Genomic DNA, 20,169 nt, shown 5'->3' with positions numbered 1-20,169 from the left:
GATATTGGCGTCGTCTTTGCACTCGGGACAGAGAGGCATAACGATTCTTTAGAAGGTTCTCCCACACTCGTCGCACGTCCGGGATTTATTTTCGTCAAATTCGGTGCTAACGGTCAATGCTTCACCTTTGCATCCGGGGCAGAGCGGCATGGTTAGAATTTCCTCCCGCACTCGTCGCAAACTCGGGTCTTTTTGTTGTGATCGACTGTCGTCTGCAATTCCGCGTTGTCTTTGCACTTGTGACAGAGAGGCATCGTTAATTAGGCTGGTGCTTTGAACGTGTTTCCACATTCGTCGCAGGTTTTTTTGACGAGCTTTCCCGCGTCTTCTAATGCAGCCGAACTGATCATTGCTGCGTCTTTGCAGTCTGAGCAAACCGGCATTGTCCACTGGTTGTTAATTTCCTCGTGGGATAAGTGTTGGCCATGGAGTAGCTTTGTCGCATGGAGACAGCGCAAAAATTCACATTACTATCATTTATTTAAATGAGGGGCCATTAAAACTGCCCTCGATATACTGTCAACAGAACTACCGTAAAGTAAGGAATTCTGAGGTATAAACTCGTGAGATCGGAATGTGAAGAATTCCCATGCCTTGAGTACCAAAATTCAAGCATTCCCATCAAGGGCATTGACGAAGCCAATAGCAATAATGCCTGAACGAATTCCATATCAATCACATAATACGTCAATATCCAAGTTATTGCATAGAGTATCCCCATAAAGGCGATTATGGCCATTGTGATGCCAATTCTTTGTCCTGTATTGATTGTCGGAGTCTCTGAAGAATTAATATTTTTAAGTGGTTCTGGAATTTCATTTTGGTTAATAGTAGATGCAGATAGGGATATATCTATCAACTTTTGACCGTAAGACGCTCCTTCTGTTTTGTTATATGTGATGATAGAAGCCCATAAGAAGAAATCACGGTATACAAATTCGTATAATAGTAGGGCTGCATAAGGTAGAATAAATAGAAATAGGGAGATAACGGGCAAATAAGCGATATCAATCCATTGCTGAAACATACTAGTTAAATAAATTGATATGTATACAACACCATAGGCTGTCAACACGAATATAAATATTATTGACCCGACCATGATCTTATCTTCTGCAGAATAAGGGTTATCAATCGCCATTCGCCGAGTCATAGTGAAAAGAAGCAATCCTAAGGCAGCAAAAACAGACCACTTATCCAGTGATGGGGAAATCCCAGAAATAGCAAGAAGCGTTGAAGCCATTACACTTGCAAATATTATTTCGAAATCCACACTCTGGTCGGAATCCGTATCGAACACCTCGTTTACATCAATTTCCATCACATTCCTAATCTGTAGGAGGGATTATATTAATTGATGGGGAGTAGTCACCCTCTCCCACCGCGATCTCTGCCGGTTGCACGCTGGCAAACCCGATTCCCTGAATATGCACACGAGCTGTGAATATCCGTGTGTACAGTAAAATCCAGACAGGGGGTGTTTTCTCAATTAGAATCCAGTCGCGGTGTTTTATGCTCTATATTGAGAATACAGGATAAGGAATGGACGAAGCGACTCAGAAAGAAGTCAAAGAAGCCATTCAACAGATCGAGCAGAGTGAGGAAGCAGCTGACGAGATTATCATTGCAGACGAATGAGCGTGTCGAAACTGGTTGAGAGCGTATCGGAATTCCGGAAACTGCTCTCCGTTGCTTATCTACTGTCCGCTCGCTCTGGGTTACATGGGCAAGACAAACCCCACCTACCGCGACACACTCAGTGAGTTTGAAAACGAGTGGTCACCCTACCAGAGAGCACTTCGTCTCGAGTATCAAAATCACTTCGAACGACTGTTCGACCAAGCGCGGAACTTCGCTGACGCTGGGGGGATCCAGAACCACCCCGATCCGGTGACCACACATCTCATCTCGATTCTACTTGCTCAGGAGTGCCGGATTGCTAACCTCGAGGAGCAACTCGAGGCGGAGAACGTATAACATCGGCAAAAGCCGCTCCAAAGCCCCTTCTGACGGCCAGTAGGCTTAATCCACGCTGCTCGAATGATTCACCCGACAGGGTGAGGAGTACTGTTGTTGCCGACAGGTTCCGTTCGACTTGAGACATTCGTAACCCACCGTCATCGGTCGAGATCGCACTCGTCGCGAACACCTCTTCTCGTTAGTGAATACGCAATTTAAATAGGGAAGGCTGTCAAGGTGTAAACAACAATGCCATCGGAGGAGCCTGATCCTAATGATGTTGAAGACGAGTCAGAGAAAACCAAGGAAGATAAAGACGAAAATGGTACGGAGGACACCGAATTTGACGACACTGGAGAAACAGATGACGAAGAAGAAGATGAAGAAGAGGACGAATCCGAACCACAGACCGTTTCAAACCCCTTCCACCAGGTATTCTTTGGTAATAAATTCAATGAATTGAGTAAGGAACTTAACCAAATTCGAATTCCTGCGGCAGTCTTCCAACAACTAGGGAAAGATATGGAACCGGTCAACCGTACCTTCGAACAAATCGCAGAAGAGTTCACAATACCCCAACAGGAATTACGGGACTTTTCGCGACAAATGGAGATAACACAGGAACAACTCCGGCAATTTGATGCAGCAAATAGAGCGATCGCCAGAAGTATCAACCCTGAAATATTTGACATTTATAAAGATGTCGAAGAGTCACCCATTCTCGATTTGTATGAAGTTGTAGCGGCAATTAACCAGGTTGAAGCTGAGGAGGTAGTGGAAGCAGTTGAGGAGGGAGACGAAGAAAAAGCCCAAGAAATTCGAGGAAGTTCTGCTTCAGATGGAATTGAAAAGAACACGTATAATTTTGTGGCGACATACATCCTCAATGGCCGTGATGCCTTTTCGGAGACAGCAACAGAGACTGCTGAAAGAATCCTTCTAGCCGACTCGGTTTGGGAAAAGCGACAGGCGTTCACAGACTTAGTGAGGACTGCAGACCAACAAACGAGGGTTGTCCTCGGAATGATTACCCATGTCGCCCTCACTTTTCTCGTTCTAATGTTTTTACCTTCTTCTGGCTCGGAAGAAGATGAAGACGAAAACGACGAAGATGATGAGGCCGATGAATAACCCGTATGCTCGGTAATCTTGGTCGGTGGATTGGTAAGGACAGGGAAGAAGTAATATTTCTTCCTGTTCTGGTATTCGGTTACCTCTATGTCGAATTCGATAAATTAACGCCTTGCTTTGCACCCTTCTCATTTGGGTTTTCTGAACGAGTATTTCTTCTCCTTACAGTTGTTTGTGTACTTGTCGCTTCTATCCTATACACGATTCTTAATTCGTTGGATTCAGATCTTTCGAAGTCAGAAGCGCGGGATAAACTGACATCTCTTAGTGGTAAATCACAGATCTTATTGACGGGATTCGTTTTGATTTACATCTGTTTACTAATAGCTTCGATGGGAGAGTTAGTATTGAGGTTGTGTCATCAAGACCTTATTATCATTGGACTCACTATGTTTTACCTTGTATTGATCACAGTGACCACAACTGACGTTATGATAGAATGACTTTCTTCGCTACAACCGAAACGCTGTTTTTTCTTAGGATCTGGATTGATTGCGACCTACCACATTACATCGCCCGTCTGTACTGAACGATCACCACTTTTGCAGGTCGAACAGAATCTCATGCTTTATTTGAGTTCTGTATTCAACACGACTCAGTGAATATCGGTATATCTGATTAACACTCTAACCTTCAGTTCGCATGTTGACTTACCGTGGCGTACAGATGGCTTTCGTCTGAATAGAACGTCGTGAGAGACAGACTTGATGCCACTTCTGGCGGTTGGACGTCGTGAAGATCGATTTCCCCAATATGAACACGAACCGAGTACTGGCCGTGTTCATATTCCGACCATAGCCCACCAGATTGTCACGGCCATCGCGCCGATCACGCCGGACCACGACCCCTCTTTATAAACTGAGACCGTTTGAGTGAACCGAAAAAACTAGGATAGGCGGGTTGTGTTCACGGCCATGTCTCACTCAGAGACGCCCGGATCGGTTCGAATCCGGACAGACGACGGTAACGAATGGCGATTCGACGCCATCAAGAAAGCCGCCCGGTTCTACGACTGCAACCGGAGCAACGCGGTCGCGTTCGCCTGCGAAGACGTCGACCAGCTCGTCTCCGCAGCTACGCACGTCCTCGAGCGCGACGACCTCACTCGCGAACAGCGCCGGGAGATCGCCGAAACACTGAGTACTCGGGCAGTTAAATTTACTGTTGAGACTGAACTTTCAGTTACGACGAAAGGTGAGATGTGATCTGGAGACCCACTGAAACCGCCGAGAGATTTGTCCTTCGCGGCAAGTACAGGTAATGCACGTCTCACTCGTACAAGAACAGTCGTCGAGGGAGATACGTAGACGACACATTAATAGAGTTGTTTCACCGGAAAGAGACGAGTTGGTTCATCTCCACCAAACTTCAGCCGGTACTGGGAAACAACCATGTCTTTGTAAGTGCCAGAGCTATAGATATTGGAGACGCACACTTATTTGTCGGGGCACAATGGAAATCCGCCGCCATCGTCTCGTGTCATCACAGCCTGCCCCGGCCCTGTTGACGGTAAAGGCGATCCAGTCGAGCAGCGCTCAACAGCAACTCAGAATCGGGCCTCGCCGCCGAGAGTAACGAGTTCTAATCCTAATTGGGGCAAGTGCATTAGAGGGTTATTCTTCTGCATCTTCACTTCAACAACTGCCAAGACCTGCCGAAGTAGCAGTTGTTAGCCGGTTTCGTTGCCGCCCTCGGTCTCGTTGCCGCCCTCGGTCTCGTTGCCGTCGCCACCACCACCGCCGCCACCTTCGACCTGAATATTGCCGACCATCGCATCTGGGTGCACCTCGCAGACGTACGTGGCCATCTCGCTGCTGGCCTCGAACTCCAACCACTGGTCGTCGCCGGGATCAGGGGTCACCTCGGTCGCAAGGTCGTCGACGATCTCATCGCTGTCGTCGCGGATCTCGATGTTGTGATCCTGACCGTCGCCCTGAGTCCAGCCCATCTCGTAGGTTTCTCCCTCTTGGAGGATGAGCGTCGGGTTCTCCTCGTCCGCGATCGAGTCGGGCGCGATGCCGACCCAGCCGGCCGTCTGCCCGTCGAACTCAATCTGCGTGCCGGGCTCAATCTCGATGCCGTCACCGCCGTCACCGCCGTTACCGCCGTTACCGCCGTTACCGCCACCGCCGTTACCACCGTTACCGCAGCCGGCGACGAACGCTGTCGACGCTGCGATACCTGTCAACTCGAGCATCCGCCGGCGAGAGAATCGCTCATCTCGTGCCATTGGATCGGTGTAGTGCTCAACACGAATAGCCAGATCCCTGTCTAATGCATGGGGACCAAATCCTATCAGATAGGTACTCGCTGCGCATGAATAATATCCGATAGCAGTTATAGAATCAATGTCCAGTACGCACGTGTAGTGTGCATGGCATTCACGAATATCGGTAGTTAAATAATAGGTGTCACTGGAATCGCAAATCAGAATATGTCGTTTATCGGAATCTTCGCCTGCTCGGTTCCACGATGGTCGCCGCCGCCGTGCCACTTGAGCAACGGCAGACTCGAGGACTTCATCATTTTGTCCTTGACAATTGTGCAACCGGAGCGGCCGTGAGGCCGGTAGACGACGAAACAGTACCAGCCGCCCGCTCGCCGGAGCTTTTCGTGATACTCCCGGTAGACCTTGAAATTCCCCGGCTGGCCGTCGCTGTGCTCGAGCATCGTGCTCTTGATTTCCACCGGCGTTCCGTTCTGAAACCGCGCGTCGTGCCAGCTGGCCCGCTCGAGCGTGAACCGTCGTTTCTTTGCCATCCGTTTCTCGCAGGCCGTCCCGAAGTGGTTCGCTCGCTTCGAGCGGTTCACGGGTCTTCCCTCCGTTCGTCTCGCCAGCGCCGATCGGCTCGAGCCGTCGACCACGTGAAGAACCCGGCGAAGAACAGACCCATCACACCCAGCCCGTACCCGCCGGTCGCGATCGCCAACGCGGAGCCCGCGATCGTGACGCCGATCCCGGCGAGGTTCTGTCTCGAGAACACGCCCCGCTCGTAGTCTCGCCGTAGTTCGTGGGCCAGATCGACAGCGGTGAACCGAGCCACATCGACCAGATACCGGAGCGCGACGGTCACGCCGATCGACCCCCATCACGCGCGACGCGATTTTTTCGAAATCGACGTCTAAAAAATGTCTGTTTCCTTAGGTCTTGCACGCGCTCCACGCGTGGTAATATATACTCCTCCGCTGCTCGTGAGACGCTCCGCCCATCGGTCGCGTCGCTCCCCTCGGGAGCGAGCGGTGGGCTTTGGGCTGGAGCTATACTAAAGGGGGTTCGGTTGCGGTTTACAGGTTTACACCCCGACGCCGTCATGCGATCACCTGTTCCACGGTGTTAACCCACTCTCGCTTCTCGCCGCCTTCATCGATGTCCTTCCACCAGTTCGAGACGGTAGCGTGGCTGTAGGGCACGAACTCGGCGGTTTCGCGGGCCGACATTCCCTGCTCTCGGCATGTTTCCATCGTCCAGGCGGCAACCTGTTTCACCTCGTCTTCGGCGATCGCCGGGCCGTCGTCGTCGCCCGCGGGAGCGTTCCACGACCAGTTGGCCTCGTCGTTCGTGTGTGGTTCCCAGTCCGCCGGTGGAATCCCGGTGAACGGCCGCGGGTCGACATCCTGTAGCTTCCCGCCGGAGATCCGCTCCGCTTTGATCGCCTTCCCCTTGTCGTTCCGGTCGGGCTTCTTGATGATCGTCCCGACGCGCCACAGCAGCGGATGGATCGAACTCTCGTCGTGACCGATGTAGATCAGCGCGCCGTTGTACTTGCGGATCTTGAACACCAGCGGCCCCATCAGTTTCCGCACCTTCTGGCCGTCCTCGCCGGTTCCCGAGGCGTTCGTCGAGAACTCGTCGCCGATGAATAGCTTCGGCTGTTGGGGATTTTCGACCGGGTCGCCGTCCTTCTCGACCCACTCCTCGAGGAGCGGATAGTGCGGAATCCAGCCGTCCTCGACATCGCCGTTGTCGCGTACCCAGTCGTCGTTACGCGGGAGCGTGCGGATGTTCGAACCGACCTTGAGATTCCCGTCGACCCACCGATCACGCAGCTGCGCGATCAGGCAGGCGAGGTTCGTTTTGCCCGCACCCATCTCGCCCAGGATCACGATCACCGGCGCGGGTCCGGCGACGATCTCGCGCAACCGCTCGATGTCCTTGATACCCGAGAGGCTGGCCTCCTGCGACGGGTCGCCGATGTAGTGTTTCAGCGTCAGCGTGTCGCCGTTGTCGAGCGCGTCACGGGCCGTGTGACTACCTTCGCCCTGTACGATCCGTCGGTTCTTTCCGACGTCCATGTAGGTCGCTGCGGCCTTTCCCTGCCAGCGGTCGGGATCGTGATGCAACGCGCGCACGGTCATCTGGCGATCGATCTGTTCGTCACGGACGAATCCCGTGTGCTCGAGCACCTTGTCGGGTTCCTTCGCGAGGTTTCCGCGCTGGTACTCGGTGAATCCGCCGACGGTGTAGTTGTCTTGCTCGTCACTCATCGGTCAGTACCTCCATCGGTTGCAGCGGCTTGTTCTGCGGCCTGTGCTCGAGTCTGCGGCGGTCCGCCGACCGTGTTGATCCCGTGCTCGTCGGAGTAGTCCTCGACGTACTCGGTGACGTCCTTGATCTCGTCTATATCAGCGTCCTCGGCGTCGCTTTTCGCCGATTCGAACCGATCCTTCACGGACGTTCGCGGGTTCATCAGTCCGCGCTCGTCGGCCTCGGCTTCCTCGTTGATCACGTCACCCTGAATCTGGAGCCCCATCTTCGAGATTCGGCCCCGGAGCCGGTTGAACTCGAGGAAGGCCTCGACGAGATCGCCGTGGATGTCCTCGAGCATGGCCTTGGTCGTGACGAGTTTCGAGTCGGCCATCTGGCTGAAGTAACAGCCTCGAACGATGAGCGTGCCGTGCTCGCCCTGGTCGGGATGCCAGTCGAACTCTCGAACCTCGAAGGATTCCCCGTCGTTGACCGAGTACGGAGACGGCCCCTCGACGGTCTTCTTTGCCCAAACCTTGGGTTCGACGTAGAACTTTTTTCGAGCGTCAGTCACGCCATTGATGTGGTAGACTTCGACCATTCGGCGCTGCCGGAGTGCTCGCGCTCCTGTGACGAACAGACCGAGCAGCGGCGGCCCCAGGAGCAACAGCGCCGCGAACCACCCGAAGACAATCGGGGGGATTCCGGGTATCGACGGCCGAATCCAGATCAACGCGGCACCAAGCGAGACCGCGAGACCGAGAACGATCAACTGCCCCTCCGCGGCGATGTGAGTGAGCCGATCCGCCCAGCCGCCGAAGGTGTTGCTCGTGTCGCTCATGCCTCAATCACCCCGCTTTCCTCGGATCGAATCACGTACGCCGCGCCGGACCCGGCCATACCGACCGTCATGATGACGCCGGAGAACAGCCCGCTTTCACCGCCGAAGTGACGAAACGGGTTCTGTTCGATCTGACCAATGCTGAGGGTCGCGCCGCCGCCCTGCGCGAGTGACCGCTTCGTCGCGATCGCGACGCCAGCCCCCTGCCGATCGGTGACCGGCATGGTGATTGTGTTGTTCCCTTCCTCGATGTCGAACTCTCGGTAGTTGAACGAGCCGTCCCCTTCCTCGTAGTCGCCACCTTCGGTGACCGAGACGGCCGTATCTTCATCGGCTTCGATGACGATTTCGAACATTCCGGGGTTGTAACTCCAATCGACGATTCGCGTATCTGAGTCGATTTCTCGAATGTAGTCCTCGTTCGGTTCCACCTCGGGTTCGTCCTCGAGCTGGTCGTCGCTCGAGTTCGTCGCGTTCTCTTGTGCGGCGATCACGTTGCCCGCGCCCATGCCCATGCCCATCGCTGCAAGCAGGGCTACCGTCGTGGCAAAAATCAAAATCCGTCTCATGGTCAGTTGTTACCCAGCCCAGGAATGAGGTCCGTCACGAAGCCGACCACTGCCAGGACCACCACGGCGATAATCCCGAGTCCGACGAGTTGACCGCCGCCTCCACCGAAGTCGAAACCCGGAAGTCCGATACCGATACCGTCGTCCTCGTCGGCCTCGTCGTCTTCCTCTTGGTTCTCGAGTTGTTCTTGATACTCCTCGACAGTGTTGATGTAGGCCGCGAACTCCTCGCTGTCATAGGTGTCGTACTCTGGCCGGTCGTAGTCCGGTTCCTCAGTGTGAACGTTCTCCTGCTCGTCCTCGGCGTTGTAGTGCTCGAGGATGTTGATGACGTCCCGGGTGTACTTGATGTCGGACTCGTCGTCGTACTCGGCCATCTCGCCGAGGATCGTGTCGATGTCCTCGCCGGTCGCGGCCTCGAGGTCGCTGATTGTCTGCTCGTCAGTGTGGGTAATCGTCGCGCCACCGGAATCATACATCTCGTTCACCTCGAGCACGCCATCCCAGAGGTCGATCTGTCCTTCGCCTTCGGAGCCGTCAACACCTTCGTCGAAGACCATCGAGCGCCCCGCAACGCCAGAAATGTCCTCAGAGACCGGCATCACGTCGATTCCGTGAGGGTTCGAGTCCAAGTCAATAGACCAGACGGGATTGGCGTCGTCGAGGTTCTGCTCGAGGTCCTTGAGGTCGTACGCTTCGATTAGATCGCCAAGGTCAGTGATGCAGACGAACAGCATTCCCGTTGCCGGGTCAGCAACCAGTTCGTCGGGTGTGTCCTCAAGTGTGACTCGCCACTCCCGGTCGCCCGTGTCCTTGTTCAGTGCGTGCAATTGGCCGTCTTTGAAGCCGATCAGTGCAACGTCCAGTTGCTCGGAATAGGTGCAGCCGTCGCCCACGGAGTCAGTGTGTTCGTACGACCAGAGTTCAGTTCCGTCAGCAGCGTCAAATCCGAAGACCATATCGTTGGTGTGGTCTGACGCGATCAGAACGCTGTCGTCCGAACTGAGCGCCACTTGATGCAGTCTGCCTCCGCTGGTGCTTGGCGTTACAGCCCATTCCTCCGACCCATCGGCCGGGTCGATCTTACAGGCTTCGCCGTCTCCAGTACCTACGAATGCCTCGGTTCCGTCGCTATTGATAGCGACAGACCGTACGCTCTCCCCGGTGGGTACGTAGGTCCAATTCTCGGAGCCGTCGTAGGCATCGAGGGCTACGAGTCCGTCCGTGGTGCTTGAAGCGAGTACCGTCTCGCTGTCTGGAGTCGGTTCGATATTCGTCACGCTCCCACTGAGGCTGGTGGTCCACTCGGTTTCCGTTGTGTTTGGTTTGCCAGCGTGTACCGTGTCAGTGTTGTGTACCGAGAACACCATCTCGCCGTCAGGTGCGACAGCGATGGTGTCAGGGTCACCGTCCTCCTCCGAGAACGTCCACATTCTGCGGCCGCCTGCGGCGTCGAGCACGGTTGACTCGCCATCGCCTACGAACAGCGGTAGTCCGACAGCGTACTTTTCGCCGGGTTGGTAGCCACGTTCCGGGAGATCGTTGCCGAACACGACACCATCGTACTCCTTGCCTTCAACGTAGCCAGAAGGGTACGCGTTCCGCGTGTCGAGTTCCGGGTCAGTGTCGACCTCAGTCTCTGTCGCACCGGTCCACGTTACGTTCATCCCGGAGACCATCGAGAAGTCCGGTTGCTCCATTCCGAACTGCTGGAGCATCGCGACGCGGAAGCGTTCGTTCGACGGGTCGTCAGTTCCCGAAAGGAAGTGTACCATTCCTTCCGGTGATCGCACCTGCTCGGGAGTGATATTACCAGCGTCGAGTTCGTCGTACAGATTCGAGATAAACGTCGAATCGTAGTTGCCCGCAACGTGGTCGCTATCGTCCCATATCTGGTGCATCAGTTCGGCAAAGTGCCGGCCGTCGAACACGCGCTCTGTTTCGAGATCGGCTTGTGCATAACTCGGTACCGTGAACGAATAGTCCCATTCGACAGTCGTACTGTCGACATCGAACGAGACGAGTTCGTTTTCTTCGTCCCACGAGTTGAGCAGGTCCTTCGAGATCACGGGGAACGAGTCGACGACCGTCTCGGCGCTGATGTCGAACACGTCGACCATCGGCACCTCGAACGTCGCTTCCTCGTAGTCGTCGCCGAGAATGTCGTCTCTTTCCTCCTCGGCAACGTCAGTGATCGGCGTGCCGTCGTGAAGGTCGATCGCCTGCTCTTGTCGCTCGTCGGTGAGTTGTAGCTGGTAGTCTCCGTTCTTAGTTACTCCCGTGAGGTAGCCGTCGAAGTTCTCGTAGGTTCCGCCGTCCTTGAGCATGGGTTCGGCAGCACCAGCGATGTAGCTCAGTTGCAGAAGCGACTTGTTCGTAACGTGGTAGTGGTTCCACTCTGGCGTTTCGTAGAACTGCCGGATATGTTGGATAGCGGTGTCGTACCCCTCGTTCGAGTTCGCACCGTCTTCCCAGTCAGTCGCTGCTCCGTGTCGGGCTTCGAGATTTGCGACGGGCTGGGCGTCGACCAGCCGGTTGTGGAACACGACCTCGTGCGTAGCAAGTGACTCGCCTTCGCTCGTCGCCATATTGTGGAGCAAGGCCGGGTCTGTAGACGGGGACGTGTCGATGTCGGACATGAGCGCCCGGTAAGACGCAACTGCGACGAACCCGGCAACGCCGGTCGATGCGACTGCGTATTGTGCGCCGTCAGACGAGGCAGCCCCGGTGATCGCCGATTTTACGCCATCGACGATACCGGAGACAGCAGCATCCGCAGCTACCGTCCCGGTCGAGGCCGTCCCGCCCGCCGCGATCGCGGCGGCCGCGGCCGTCGACGTGATGAACGTCCGCCGGTCGAGCGAGCAGCCAGGCACGACCTCGTGGGCCGTGGGCTGTGGGCCGCTGTCTCTGTCGGCCGACATCATGCACCTCCCGAACGGACTCGAGTGACCACGCCGGCCACCGCGATCGCCGCGACCGCGACCGCGGCGCCGAAGCCAGGCGAGCCGTCAGCGGAGCCACCGAACGATACGCCACCGACCGCCTCGTCATCCGGCTCGAAGTATCCGCTCACGATGTGGTCCGCGTTCTCGGTTTCAATGATAACTCGGTACTCGGTCTCAGGCTCGAGCGGGTCGTCGGTCGCTGTGCCGACGGTGTACTCGTTCGTGACGGTCTCGTTCGGCGAGCCAGCCACCGCCGCCTCGAGTACAGGTTCCGCAGCATCGCCAGACTCGTTGTACTCGGTCTCATCGAAAACCGTCAGGTCGACGTTCTCCGTATCGGTGTTCGTGAACTCTTCTGCGAACTCGATGTCGAGCTCAACGTAGCTGGTGTTCGCCGTCGTCTCGATTGTGCTGTTCTCGATTTCGTCGAGATCCGTCTCTTCTTGTGCCGCGCCGATCGCCGCGAAGCCGACGAGTCCGATAGTGATCAGTGAGAGTGCAACGACTGCCGTGGTGACTTTGGAAAATTGCATTGTGATGTCCTCTCGGTGTTATTTGTAGGCGATAACGTAGAACGCGGCTGCGTTCAGGATGACCGTGAACCAGCCGAGGTACCACATGGACACGAGCGCGACCGAAACGGCCGGCACCAGTCCTGTAAGCACGTTCAGGATAACCGCCAGCAAGACGACGACCGTCTCGACGTCGGTCCAGTCCTCCGGTGTACTCTCGTTCGTGAGCCACGCCACGACCAAAATCGACATCGAGATGATGAACGCGTACGTGATCTCGGTACCGTGGGCCGCGTACAGCGCGTCCGTGAGCGAGACGTTGAACGGCGCGAAGAACTCGAAGGTTCCGACCGCCCCCATCGCGAACGACGCCATCACGAACAACGGCGCGAGCACGCTGTCTGTCAGGTCGATACCGTCCTCCCGACGAACCGAGTCGGGAACTACATTCTGCGGTAGGCTAAGTGCCATACGCTCCCGAGTCTCCACCTCGTGCCGAAAAACTCCGGAATAAAGGGATGATCTATTAGCGGTCTATAGGTTCACCAAATTTTATACCAAGGCGGGTTGCGAGCCGAGGTATGGCCTTGAACAAACTGCGACAGCTCGACGGGAATTCCGCTGGGGTTACGATGCCAAAAGACGATCTCCGACTCGAGGGACTAATCGACGAAAACGGTGTACTTGATGGGGAACACCACGTTCATATTCACCACAAGGGGGACGGTAAATGGACTGTAGAACTCGTAGCCGACGTTGAGATATAATAAGGCTATATCAACTGGAAGAATTTGATGAATATGGCAAAATTTCTTAAGGATTTCCGAGCCGAAAATAGATTAACGGATAATATTCTTCCGTCAGTTAGAAGCCTTCAATCTCATCCTCAATATCGTCGTCCGGATCTTCATCGACAGCAACAACGGAGCCAGTTTCATCGCCCTGCAAGGAAACTGTATCTGAGTCACCGTCTGAACTTAGACTCAGGTCCGTTGTGCCGCCATTATCCCAGTCAACATAGAAGCTGTTTGCATCGCCGATAGTATCTGCAGTGACAGTGACGCTGTCTTCAACTCCATCACCATCGTCATCAACAATCTCTGCGCTTGCTTCGGCTCTCACACCATCTTCCCAGTCGAAGCTACCAACAGTGCTTTCGGCGTCCCCGCTCACAGCAACGATATTGGCCTGTCCACCCTCAGATGGCAGGTTGATCGATTTTTGATCGCCTGTTTGGTCTATACTTAGAGATTGCTCAATATCTCCTGCAAGCCGGAATTCCTCCGCATCACCCGTACTGTCAAGGGAAATCGTGACCTGACGATCGGTATCGCTAACGTCACTACTCACACCTGCATTTACGCTTCCGTTGCCCATGTCATCACCCAGATCCAGCACGAATGCCGCGATCACGGCCGCGAGAATGACGGTTATCGCGACCATGAGGATAACACCGATAACTGGCGATACTGCTCTTTCTTCTTCACTTCCGACCAGTTTATTGCGGTATTTTCCTAGATCCATATTTCTCACGCATAGACGTCATCATCGAAGTCCCACTCAAAGCTCCCTATGACACTTTCTGAGTCACCATCTACAGCAACAATGTTAGCTTCTCCCTCTTGTTCATTTAGAGCTTGAACTCCAGAAGACGGATTAGGACTGATAGATCCAGTACCATCTGCCAGAGTAAGGGTAACCGTATCTCCTGTCGCATCAAGGTCACCGTCTAAATTAGCTTCATCTCCGCTTACAACATCGCCACCGAGCCTGAAGTACTCAGCATCGCCCATCGTGTCAACAGAGAGTGTGACTTCACCATCAGAATTACTGACGTCTGAATTCACACCTGCGTTCACACTGCCACTCCCCATATCATCACCAAGGTCCAATACGAACGCTGCGATCACAGCCGCGAGAATCACAGTTATCGCGACCATGAGAATCACGCCAATAACAGGCGATACGGCCCGTTCTTCTTCGCTTCCGATCAGCTTCTGTCTGTATTTGGTCAAATCCATCGTTTGTCACGCACCCGCTGAACGGTCGGAAAGCTTATTCACGGTAGTCTGGTACCACCGTTTGACGCCCTGGGGGATTGGATTTGCACAACCATCCCGGCGCGTCCCTTCCTTGCCGTTCGATTTTGGTGCTGATAGCAACGAGTAGATTTCAGGGACATAAATACAGGGTATTGTGAAGGTTCTTCTGTCAAGAAATCATCCAGTATCGGTTTCACCGCTGATAATCAGGTAAGGGTAGAACCCTTCCAACGTCCCCTTGAAACCGCCGACATGGCCGATTTCGACGGTTTCGACTACTGACGATAATGCTTTTGGCTGGGCAGCAACACCACAAGAGCATGACTGATTCGGCACTTGTATCCGAGCGCGACCTGGCGCGCACCTACAACGGTGGGGCATACAGCGATCCGTGGGCAGCCGTCCTGGACTACCAGGCCGTCACGCGATACGCGAGCCATCACCCGAACAAAGGCTCCGGTGCGATCTCGAGCGCGCTGGAGATGCCTCGAGGACGGATTCGCGGGTGGGTCGACGGTAACGGAAAGCCGGACGCGGTTCGAGGGATCGAAGCCGCTTGCGAGTACGGGTGGCTCGATGCGACCTACGGCGATCGGGAGTTCATGGCGCTGAATACTCTCGTCGCAAACGTCTTCTCGGGCGGCTCAATTGCGACAGAGAACTTCGTTCCCTCGTTCGCGCTGAACCACGCCGACCACCGCTCCCACGTGATCGACGCGCTCGAGAGCGCCGGTCTCAAGTTCGACTTTTTCCACGAGGACGACGACTCGAGGGCGACCGAGGTTCGACCGACCAAAGACGCGCCCGTTCTCGGTCGGACGCTGGCCATTCTCGGTGCGCCTGTCGGTCCAAAAGCGGAACTCGAAGACTTCTCGCTCCCGTGGTATCTCGACGACGCGCCGTTCGAAACCCGCGAGATATTCGTGCTCGCGTATCTCGCGAATCGAGCGATTCACCAGCGGACGAAAGATACGGTTCAGATTCAGGAACAGCGATCGCAAGCCTACCGTGACGAGCTGGCCGCGTTGATCGAAGGCGTCGCAGACGAACCGGTGACCTCCGGTGATCGAATGGTGACGATCTCGGCCGCCGCTGCGCGGTCGCTTCGATTACAGCCGCGGTATCGAAAACGGGCCGAGCCCCAGGAGTGAATCGGCTTTCGGAAGCTACTCGTTGTTTTCCAGTTCGTCCGCGCTGAGTTCGCCCTCGAGATAGGCGAGCCCACGGTCTGAGATCACGTATAGTCCTTCGTCAACGCGATCGACGAGCTCGGCGTCGCGAAGTTCGCCGAGTCGGGCACTGATGTAGTGACGCGAATAGTCCGTGTTGGCCGCGAGGACGCGAGGTGAGAGCGTGAGACTGCTATCCGCGAGGGTCTCGAGAATCCGATCGTCGGCTTGTGTCATCCACGACACCCTCGGTCTTCGCATACAGGTACGTGCCATACCGGCATTTTAGCAATACTGATTGGATTGTGTGAGAGTAACATTTGTTATTCTGTAGAATAACGTACGGTCGGTTAAATATAAGTAAGTGGGATGTTTCGGGTTGCCCAACGGAGGCCAGACGGACCCGCCGGTACCCGGTCGGGTCCTCGTCAGAAACGCGGACCCGGTGTTAGGGGCACCGGCCCGCCTGGCTCCCGTAATCAAGGTACGGAAGCATGTATTCGCACACCGCTACGGGGCAAAAACCCCCCGATCGACCACAGTATGCGGGCTGTAGCCCACGGCCCACGCTCGAGTTGAATCGTTTCGGAAATAGCCGATACCCACGGATTCGTTCTCGAGAGCGCGTTAGTCATCAAAGACTGACTTTTCGGAATTCGGAATCCGCCGTCCGACGACTAAGAGGGCGGGGTACAGTCGATACGAACAGCCGACGGACAGCGACCGCACGCGCCCCCTGGTCCAACAAGTGGCGCGCGCGGTTCGTCCGCGGTCCCACAACAGTGAGACCATGAGCGAAATAGCACGCATCCACGGTAAGAGTACCGGATACTGTAACTACAGCGACGAACTCGAGGTGGCCCGATGAGTGACGATCGCGACCAGGAGCGACAGGCCGACGCGATGGAACGACAGGCGACGGCCCTCGAGGCGATCGCGACGGAACTGCGCTATCAGAACGCAGCGCTCGTCGAGACGATCGACGCGATCGACCAGTTGGCCGCGCACGTCGATGACCACCACGTTTCGGAAACCGAGCCGCGTAACCGGTCGGGTGCTGCGCTCCAGACGGCAATCGCGGATCGGTTGTTCGAACGCGACGACCGTGAGGACGATCTGATGAACGGCCTGGATCGTTCAGAGAACTGGTCGGACGGTGATGAGCAGTGAGCCTCTACGGTCTCTGCTACGACTGCGGCGACCAAGCGACCCTTCGGTTCAAGCCGGACGTTGCGCTCGACGATCAGACCCGGCCGTCGGTCTGCAACGCCTGTCGAATGCGTCGCGAAGAGCGGATGGTCGACGAGTTCCGTTCGGAACGATCAGTCCCGCCGGTTCCCGGTAGCCGTGATGACAGTGAGTAGGGAACGCCGCCGCCCCGATCCGGGCGAGTTCACGCCTCGAGAGGCGGTCCGTCGCTACCTCCGTCGTCGCGAAGCCGACTCGACCGAGGGAAGCCTCCACGGCTGGGAATACCGGCTGAAGCTGTGGGTCGAGTGGTGCGAGTCCGTCGGCATCGAGACCGTTAGCGAGCTGCGTCCGTTCGATATGGACGAGTACTACGAAATTCGAGCGTCCGACGTCGCCCCGGCCACCCTCGAGGGCGAGATGTGGACGCTGACGAAACTCGCCGAGTTCCTCGAGGACCTTGGTGCCGCCGAGGATGGGCTGGCCGACGCGGTCCGGATTCCGGATCTCGACCCCGAGGACCGGTCGAACGATACGAAGCTGCACACCAACGACGCGGTTGCGCTGCTCGAGTTCTACCGGAACAGCGAGACCAAGTACGGAACTCGCGCACACGCGTTCCTTGAGCTCGCCTGGTTCACCGGTGCGAGACAGGGCGGGCTCCGCGCGCTCGATCTCCGTGATACTGAGCTGGGCGAGAATCCGTACGTCGACTTCCGACACCGACCCGACACGGGGACGCCGCTGAAGAACAAGCTCGGTGGTGAGCGACCGGTTGCGCTGAAGCGAGAGACGGCCGACGTCGTCCGCGAGTACCTGCGGAACTACCGGTACGACGTCCACGACGACCACGGTAGACAACCGTTACTCGCGAGCGCGCAGGGCCGTCCGGGGAAAAACACGCTCCGCGTCTGGAGCTACCTCGCCACGTTACCGTGTCGTTACGGGCCTTGTCCGCATGGGAAAGAGCGCGAGACGTGCGAATTCACCGAGTACGCCCACGCGAGTAAGTGCCCCTCGAGCCGGTCTCCCCACCAGATCCGAACCGGGACGGTCACCTGGCTGTTGAACCGCGGCTGGCCCCCGGAGGACGTTGCGGAGCGCGTCAACGCGACGGTAAAGACGATCGAACAGCACTACGACAAAGCCGACCCCGAGCAGCGACGACGGCGGCTCCGCGATCGCATGGAGAAACGACGTCGATCGCTCGTCGATCAACTCGATTTCGAACAATGACACAGACACAACCAGTTACGACGATTCCGAACAGCGAGCCAACCGAGAGTACGCCGTACGCGGGTAGTTCCCCGCTGCGCCGGCCCACTTTTCCCGCACCGCAATACGAGGAACGGAGTGACGAGTCTGCGGTGCGGGGAAATGCAGCCGCGAAGATTCGAATCAGGGAGCAGCTCTGCTGCGACCGTGGTTCGAATCTGCGCCGGCCCCACTTCTCCCGCAACGCAAAACCGTGAGCGACAGCGAACGGTCTGCGTTGCGGAGAATGGAATCCAAGCAGATTCGAAGAAGACCAGACGCGCGCAACGGAGTGAGCACATCTGGGCGTGGTTCGAATCTGCGCCGGCCCACTGGAGATACCCCCTTTCTGTATCTCCTGACAGTTCGCAGCCGTTCTACGGGGCGGCCTGCATGACGGTCGCTCCGTGGCCGTCGATCGACAACTCGACCACCTGCGGACACTGCGGAGCGTACATTTCGGACCGCTTCTGCCGCGTCTATGGGGACAACGACGACCGCGCTCATCGCTACGCAGAGTGTGACTCCTACCGGCGACAGACCCGCAGGTCCGACGGCAGTGCCAATAGCGGTACTGAGGTCAGGAGTGTCAGGGTAGAAAACCCTGACACGGAGCAGATGTGCGAACTGCTCTATGGAATTCGGACTCAGTTGGTCGTTCTGGTGGTTTTGGGTGCCTCTGAGTCCACTTGGAGTTACTCAGTAAACGATAATAAATCCGCTAGGAGTTGGCAACAGTGTCCGGTAACTGAGCGCGAAGACGGTGATTCTCGATGAGCGTCGCCGATCGGTGAACCGGACCGGGTAGTGCCAGCGGTACCCCCGTTACTTCATCGAGACAAGCAGTACGTCAGTAGCGGCTGATTTTCGCGACTTCGGTTGTCTTCGGCCTCTCGAGGGCGACGCCATCAACGCCGAGAGATCGCTCCGACACTGAACACTCGAGCCCCACCCAAAAACCAGTCAACAAATGAACTAATTCTCACATAACAGAGTCGACAGACGTCACGGCTACCAGAAGAGTCTTTGTTACCTCATCGAATTATCTCGAGTATGGCTGCCGACGGACTCGACGAGATCGACTATGGAATCCTACATCTTCTACAACAGAACGCTCGATCCACGACGCCGGTCGATATGGCGACTCAGCTACCGGTAACTGATACGACGATTCGAAATCGAATCGAGCGGCTGGAAGAGAAGGGGGTTATCGAGGGGTACGTACCAATCATCGACTACGAAGCGGCGGGCTTTCCCATGCGACTCCAGTTTTCCTGTACTGCACCGACGAACAAGCGCGAGGAGATCGCCGAACGGGCGCTCGAACTGCCGAACGTCGTCAAGGTCGACGAGATGCTGAGCGCGCGGGAAAACATTCGCGTGTTGGCCGTCGCGAGCACCACCGAGGAGGTCAACGAGATCGCCGCACGGCTGGACGAACTGCCGTTGACGATCGAACGAGAGAGTTTGCTCCGAAAGGAGCGCATTCGACCGTTCAATCACTTCGGCGAACAGGTCGTCTCGGAGGAGTGATCGCACGAGGGAGATGATAAATTTCATCGACGGAACTTCGAAAATCCAAGCGCTTATAAGTTCAGGGTTTGGTTCCAAATAGATTTGGGGGAAGTGTTTTTATATGCGCGAACAAGTCGAGGACGATGACTGTCGCAGCGGAGCGAACTACCGACACCGAACCCGGAGTGACGGCTCGGACGAGGACCCTTCCGAGTCGACGAATCGACTGTCACGAACGCCCACGCCGGTCGATCGCAGACGACTATCCCTCCAGTGATCACCGCCTCGAGTGTCACCTCGGACTGCGATCGCTCTCGAGCGACCGACGACCACCGAGCGATGAGTGAGGACCTGTACCGGTGTGTCTGCCATACCTGCGAGACGGAACGGCTGATCGAGGGCCTCGAGAACGCACAGGAGTTTTTCAGCGAGCACGCGGATCGGGCCCACGAGGTGGAGCTGTTGAACCGGCAGTCGTGCCGACGGTATCCGGACTCGCTATCCGACGGCGAAGACGACGGCTCGATCGCTGACGAATAATCTCGCTGCCCTCGCGGGAAGCCCACAGACGCCCGC

General features: G+C 56.2%; 23 protein-coding genes and 2 pseudogenes. 12 read left to right on the top strand and 13 right to left on the bottom strand.

Annotation, left to right across the window (positions count from 1 at the left end; genetic code table 11):
- Positions 1-496: 496 nt before the first annotated feature.
- Complete coding sequence (locus ACSFC7_RS09130) at positions 497-1,321, bottom strand: hypothetical protein (protein ID WP_436347398.1); 825 nt, start codon at positions 1,319-1,321, stop codon at positions 497-499.
- 401 nt (positions 1,322-1,722) lie between these two features.
- Between ACSFC7_RS09130 and ACSFC7_RS09125 the strand changes: the two genes are divergently transcribed.
- From ACSFC7_RS09125 to ACSFC7_RS09115, 3 genes are all read left to right on the top strand, one after another.
- On the top strand, positions 1,723-1,977 hold the full coding sequence (locus ACSFC7_RS09125) for a hypothetical protein (protein ID WP_436347397.1): 255 nt from the start codon (positions 1,723-1,725) through the stop codon (positions 1,975-1,977).
- A gap of 231 nt (positions 1,978-2,208) precedes the next feature.
- A complete protein-coding gene (locus tag ACSFC7_RS09120; protein ID WP_436347396.1) occupies positions 2,209-3,090 on the top strand; it encodes a hypothetical protein in 882 nt (293 codons plus the stop codon).
- 914 nt (positions 3,091-4,004) lie between these two features.
- The gene (locus tag ACSFC7_RS09115; RefSeq protein ID WP_436347395.1) at positions 4,005-4,295 is read left to right on the top strand and encodes a DUF7692 domain-containing protein; all 291 of its coding nucleotides are present in this window, start codon (positions 4,005-4,007) and stop codon (positions 4,293-4,295) included.
- A gap of 464 nt (positions 4,296-4,759) precedes the next feature.
- Here ACSFC7_RS09115 and ACSFC7_RS09110 read toward each other — a convergent pair whose 3' ends face one another.
- From ACSFC7_RS09110 to ACSFC7_RS09070, 9 genes are all read right to left on the bottom strand, one after another.
- On the bottom strand, positions 4,760-5,287 hold the full coding sequence (locus ACSFC7_RS09110) for a cupredoxin domain-containing protein (protein WP_436347931.1): 528 nt from the start codon (positions 5,285-5,287) through the stop codon (positions 4,760-4,762).
- 230 nt (positions 5,288-5,517) lie between these two features.
- Positions 5,518-5,901 carry a hypothetical protein gene (locus tag ACSFC7_RS09105; RefSeq protein ID WP_436347394.1) on the bottom strand — a complete coding sequence of 128 codons (384 nt, stop codon included), beginning with the start codon at positions 5,899-5,901 and terminating at the stop codon, positions 5,518-5,520.
- The gene (locus tag ACSFC7_RS09100; RefSeq protein ID WP_436347393.1) at positions 5,898-6,164 is read right to left on the bottom strand and encodes a hypothetical protein; all 267 of its coding nucleotides are present in this window, start codon (positions 6,162-6,164) and stop codon (positions 5,898-5,900) included. The genes ACSFC7_RS09105 and ACSFC7_RS09100 overlap by 4 nt, the downstream gene beginning before the upstream one ends.
- 235 nt (positions 6,165-6,399) lie before the next feature.
- Entirely contained in the window at positions 6,400-7,575 is a 1,176-nt protein-coding gene (locus ACSFC7_RS09095) for a hypothetical protein (RefSeq protein WP_436347392.1), read from the bottom strand.
- On the bottom strand, positions 7,572-8,396 hold the full coding sequence (locus ACSFC7_RS09090) for a hypothetical protein (protein WP_436347391.1): 825 nt from the start codon (positions 8,394-8,396) through the stop codon (positions 7,572-7,574). The genes ACSFC7_RS09095 and ACSFC7_RS09090 overlap by 4 nt, the downstream gene beginning before the upstream one ends.
- Positions 8,393-8,965: a hypothetical protein gene (locus ACSFC7_RS09085; protein ID WP_436347390.1), complete on the bottom strand. Its 573-nt coding sequence runs from the start codon at positions 8,963-8,965 to the stop codon at positions 8,393-8,395. Before ACSFC7_RS09085 ends, ACSFC7_RS09090 begins: the two co-directional genes overlap by 4 nt.
- A gap of 2 nt (positions 8,966-8,967) precedes the next feature.
- The gene (locus ACSFC7_RS09080) at positions 8,968-11,889 is read right to left on the bottom strand and encodes a PQQ-binding-like beta-propeller repeat protein (protein ID WP_436347389.1); all 2,922 of its coding nucleotides are present in this window, start codon (positions 11,887-11,889) and stop codon (positions 8,968-8,970) included.
- Positions 11,889-12,446, bottom strand: coding sequence for a hypothetical protein (locus ACSFC7_RS09075; protein WP_436347388.1), 558 nt, complete (start codon positions 12,444-12,446; stop codon positions 11,889-11,891). The genes ACSFC7_RS09080 and ACSFC7_RS09075 overlap by 1 nt, the downstream gene beginning before the upstream one ends.
- Positions 12,447-12,464: 18 nt before the next feature.
- On the bottom strand, positions 12,465-12,896 hold the full coding sequence (locus tag ACSFC7_RS09070) for a hypothetical protein (RefSeq protein WP_436347387.1): 432 nt from the start codon (positions 12,894-12,896) through the stop codon (positions 12,465-12,467).
- Positions 12,897-13,006: 110 nt separating this feature from the next.
- On the opposite strand from ACSFC7_RS09070, the gene ACSFC7_RS09065 reads away from it, so the two are divergent.
- Positions 13,007-13,192, top strand: coding sequence for a hypothetical protein (locus ACSFC7_RS09065; protein WP_436347386.1), 186 nt, complete (start codon positions 13,007-13,009; stop codon positions 13,190-13,192).
- A 576-nt stretch (positions 13,193-13,768) separates the two neighbouring features.
- On the opposite strand, the pseudogene ACSFC7_RS09060 reads toward ACSFC7_RS09065, so the two are convergent.
- Both ACSFC7_RS09060 and ACSFC7_RS09055 read right to left on the bottom strand, forming a co-directional pair.
- A pseudogene (locus ACSFC7_RS09060) lies at positions 13,769-13,949 on the bottom strand (type IV pilin); the annotation flags it as partial.
- A 5-nt stretch (positions 13,950-13,954) separates the two neighbouring features.
- Entirely contained in the window at positions 13,955-14,446 is a 492-nt protein-coding gene (locus ACSFC7_RS09055; RefSeq protein WP_436347385.1) for a type IV pilin, read from the bottom strand.
- Positions 14,447-14,787: 341 nt separating this feature from the next.
- On the opposite strand from ACSFC7_RS09055, the gene ACSFC7_RS09050 reads away from it, so the two are divergent.
- Positions 14,788-15,618, top strand: coding sequence for a hypothetical protein (locus ACSFC7_RS09050; RefSeq protein WP_436347384.1), 831 nt, complete (start codon positions 14,788-14,790; stop codon positions 15,616-15,618).
- Between the two features lie 15 nt (positions 15,619-15,633).
- Here ACSFC7_RS09050 and ACSFC7_RS09045 read toward each other — a convergent pair whose 3' ends face one another.
- The gene (locus ACSFC7_RS09045) at positions 15,634-15,873 is read right to left on the bottom strand and encodes a MarR family transcriptional regulator (RefSeq protein ID WP_436347383.1); all 240 of its coding nucleotides are present in this window, start codon (positions 15,871-15,873) and stop codon (positions 15,634-15,636) included.
- A gap of 627 nt (positions 15,874-16,500) precedes the next feature.
- Between ACSFC7_RS09045 and ACSFC7_RS09040 the strand changes: the two genes are divergently transcribed.
- The 7 genes and pseudogenes from ACSFC7_RS09040 (at position 16,501) to ACSFC7_RS09010 (ending at position 20,133) form a co-directional block, all read left to right on the top strand.
- Positions 16,501-16,806: a hypothetical protein gene (locus ACSFC7_RS09040; protein ID WP_436347382.1), complete on the top strand. Its 306-nt coding sequence runs from the start codon at positions 16,501-16,503 to the stop codon at positions 16,804-16,806.
- Complete coding sequence (locus ACSFC7_RS09035) at positions 16,803-17,000, top strand: hypothetical protein (RefSeq protein WP_436347381.1); 198 nt, start codon at positions 16,803-16,805, stop codon at positions 16,998-17,000. The genes ACSFC7_RS09040 and ACSFC7_RS09035 overlap by 4 nt, the downstream gene beginning before the upstream one ends.
- Positions 16,993-18,060 carry a tyrosine-type recombinase/integrase gene (locus tag ACSFC7_RS09030; RefSeq protein WP_436347930.1) on the top strand — a complete coding sequence of 356 codons (1,068 nt, stop codon included), beginning with the start codon at positions 16,993-16,995 and terminating at the stop codon, positions 18,058-18,060. Before ACSFC7_RS09035 ends, ACSFC7_RS09030 begins: the two co-directional genes overlap by 8 nt.
- 411 nt (positions 18,061-18,471) lie before the next feature.
- Positions 18,472-18,651, top strand: a pseudogene (locus ACSFC7_RS09025) (DUF7563 family protein); the annotation flags it as partial.
- A 480-nt stretch (positions 18,652-19,131) separates the two neighbouring features.
- On the top strand, positions 19,132-19,611 hold the full coding sequence (locus ACSFC7_RS09020) for an Lrp/AsnC family transcriptional regulator (protein ID WP_436347380.1): 480 nt from the start codon (positions 19,132-19,134) through the stop codon (positions 19,609-19,611).
- 125 nt (positions 19,612-19,736) lie between these two features.
- Entirely contained in the window at positions 19,737-19,940 is a 204-nt protein-coding gene (locus ACSFC7_RS09015) for a hypothetical protein (RefSeq protein WP_436347379.1), read from the top strand.
- A complete protein-coding gene (locus ACSFC7_RS09010; RefSeq protein WP_436347378.1) occupies positions 19,933-20,133 on the top strand; it encodes a hypothetical protein in 201 nt (66 codons plus the stop codon). Before ACSFC7_RS09015 ends, ACSFC7_RS09010 begins: the two co-directional genes overlap by 8 nt.
- The last annotated feature ends 36 nt before the right edge of the window (positions 20,134-20,169 follow it).

The organism is Natronorubrum halobium, from assembly GCF_051351675.1.
GTDB lineage: Archaea > Halobacteriota > Halobacteria > Halobacteriales > Natrialbaceae > Natronorubrum.
This window is presented reverse-complemented; position numbering and strand designations above follow the sequence as displayed.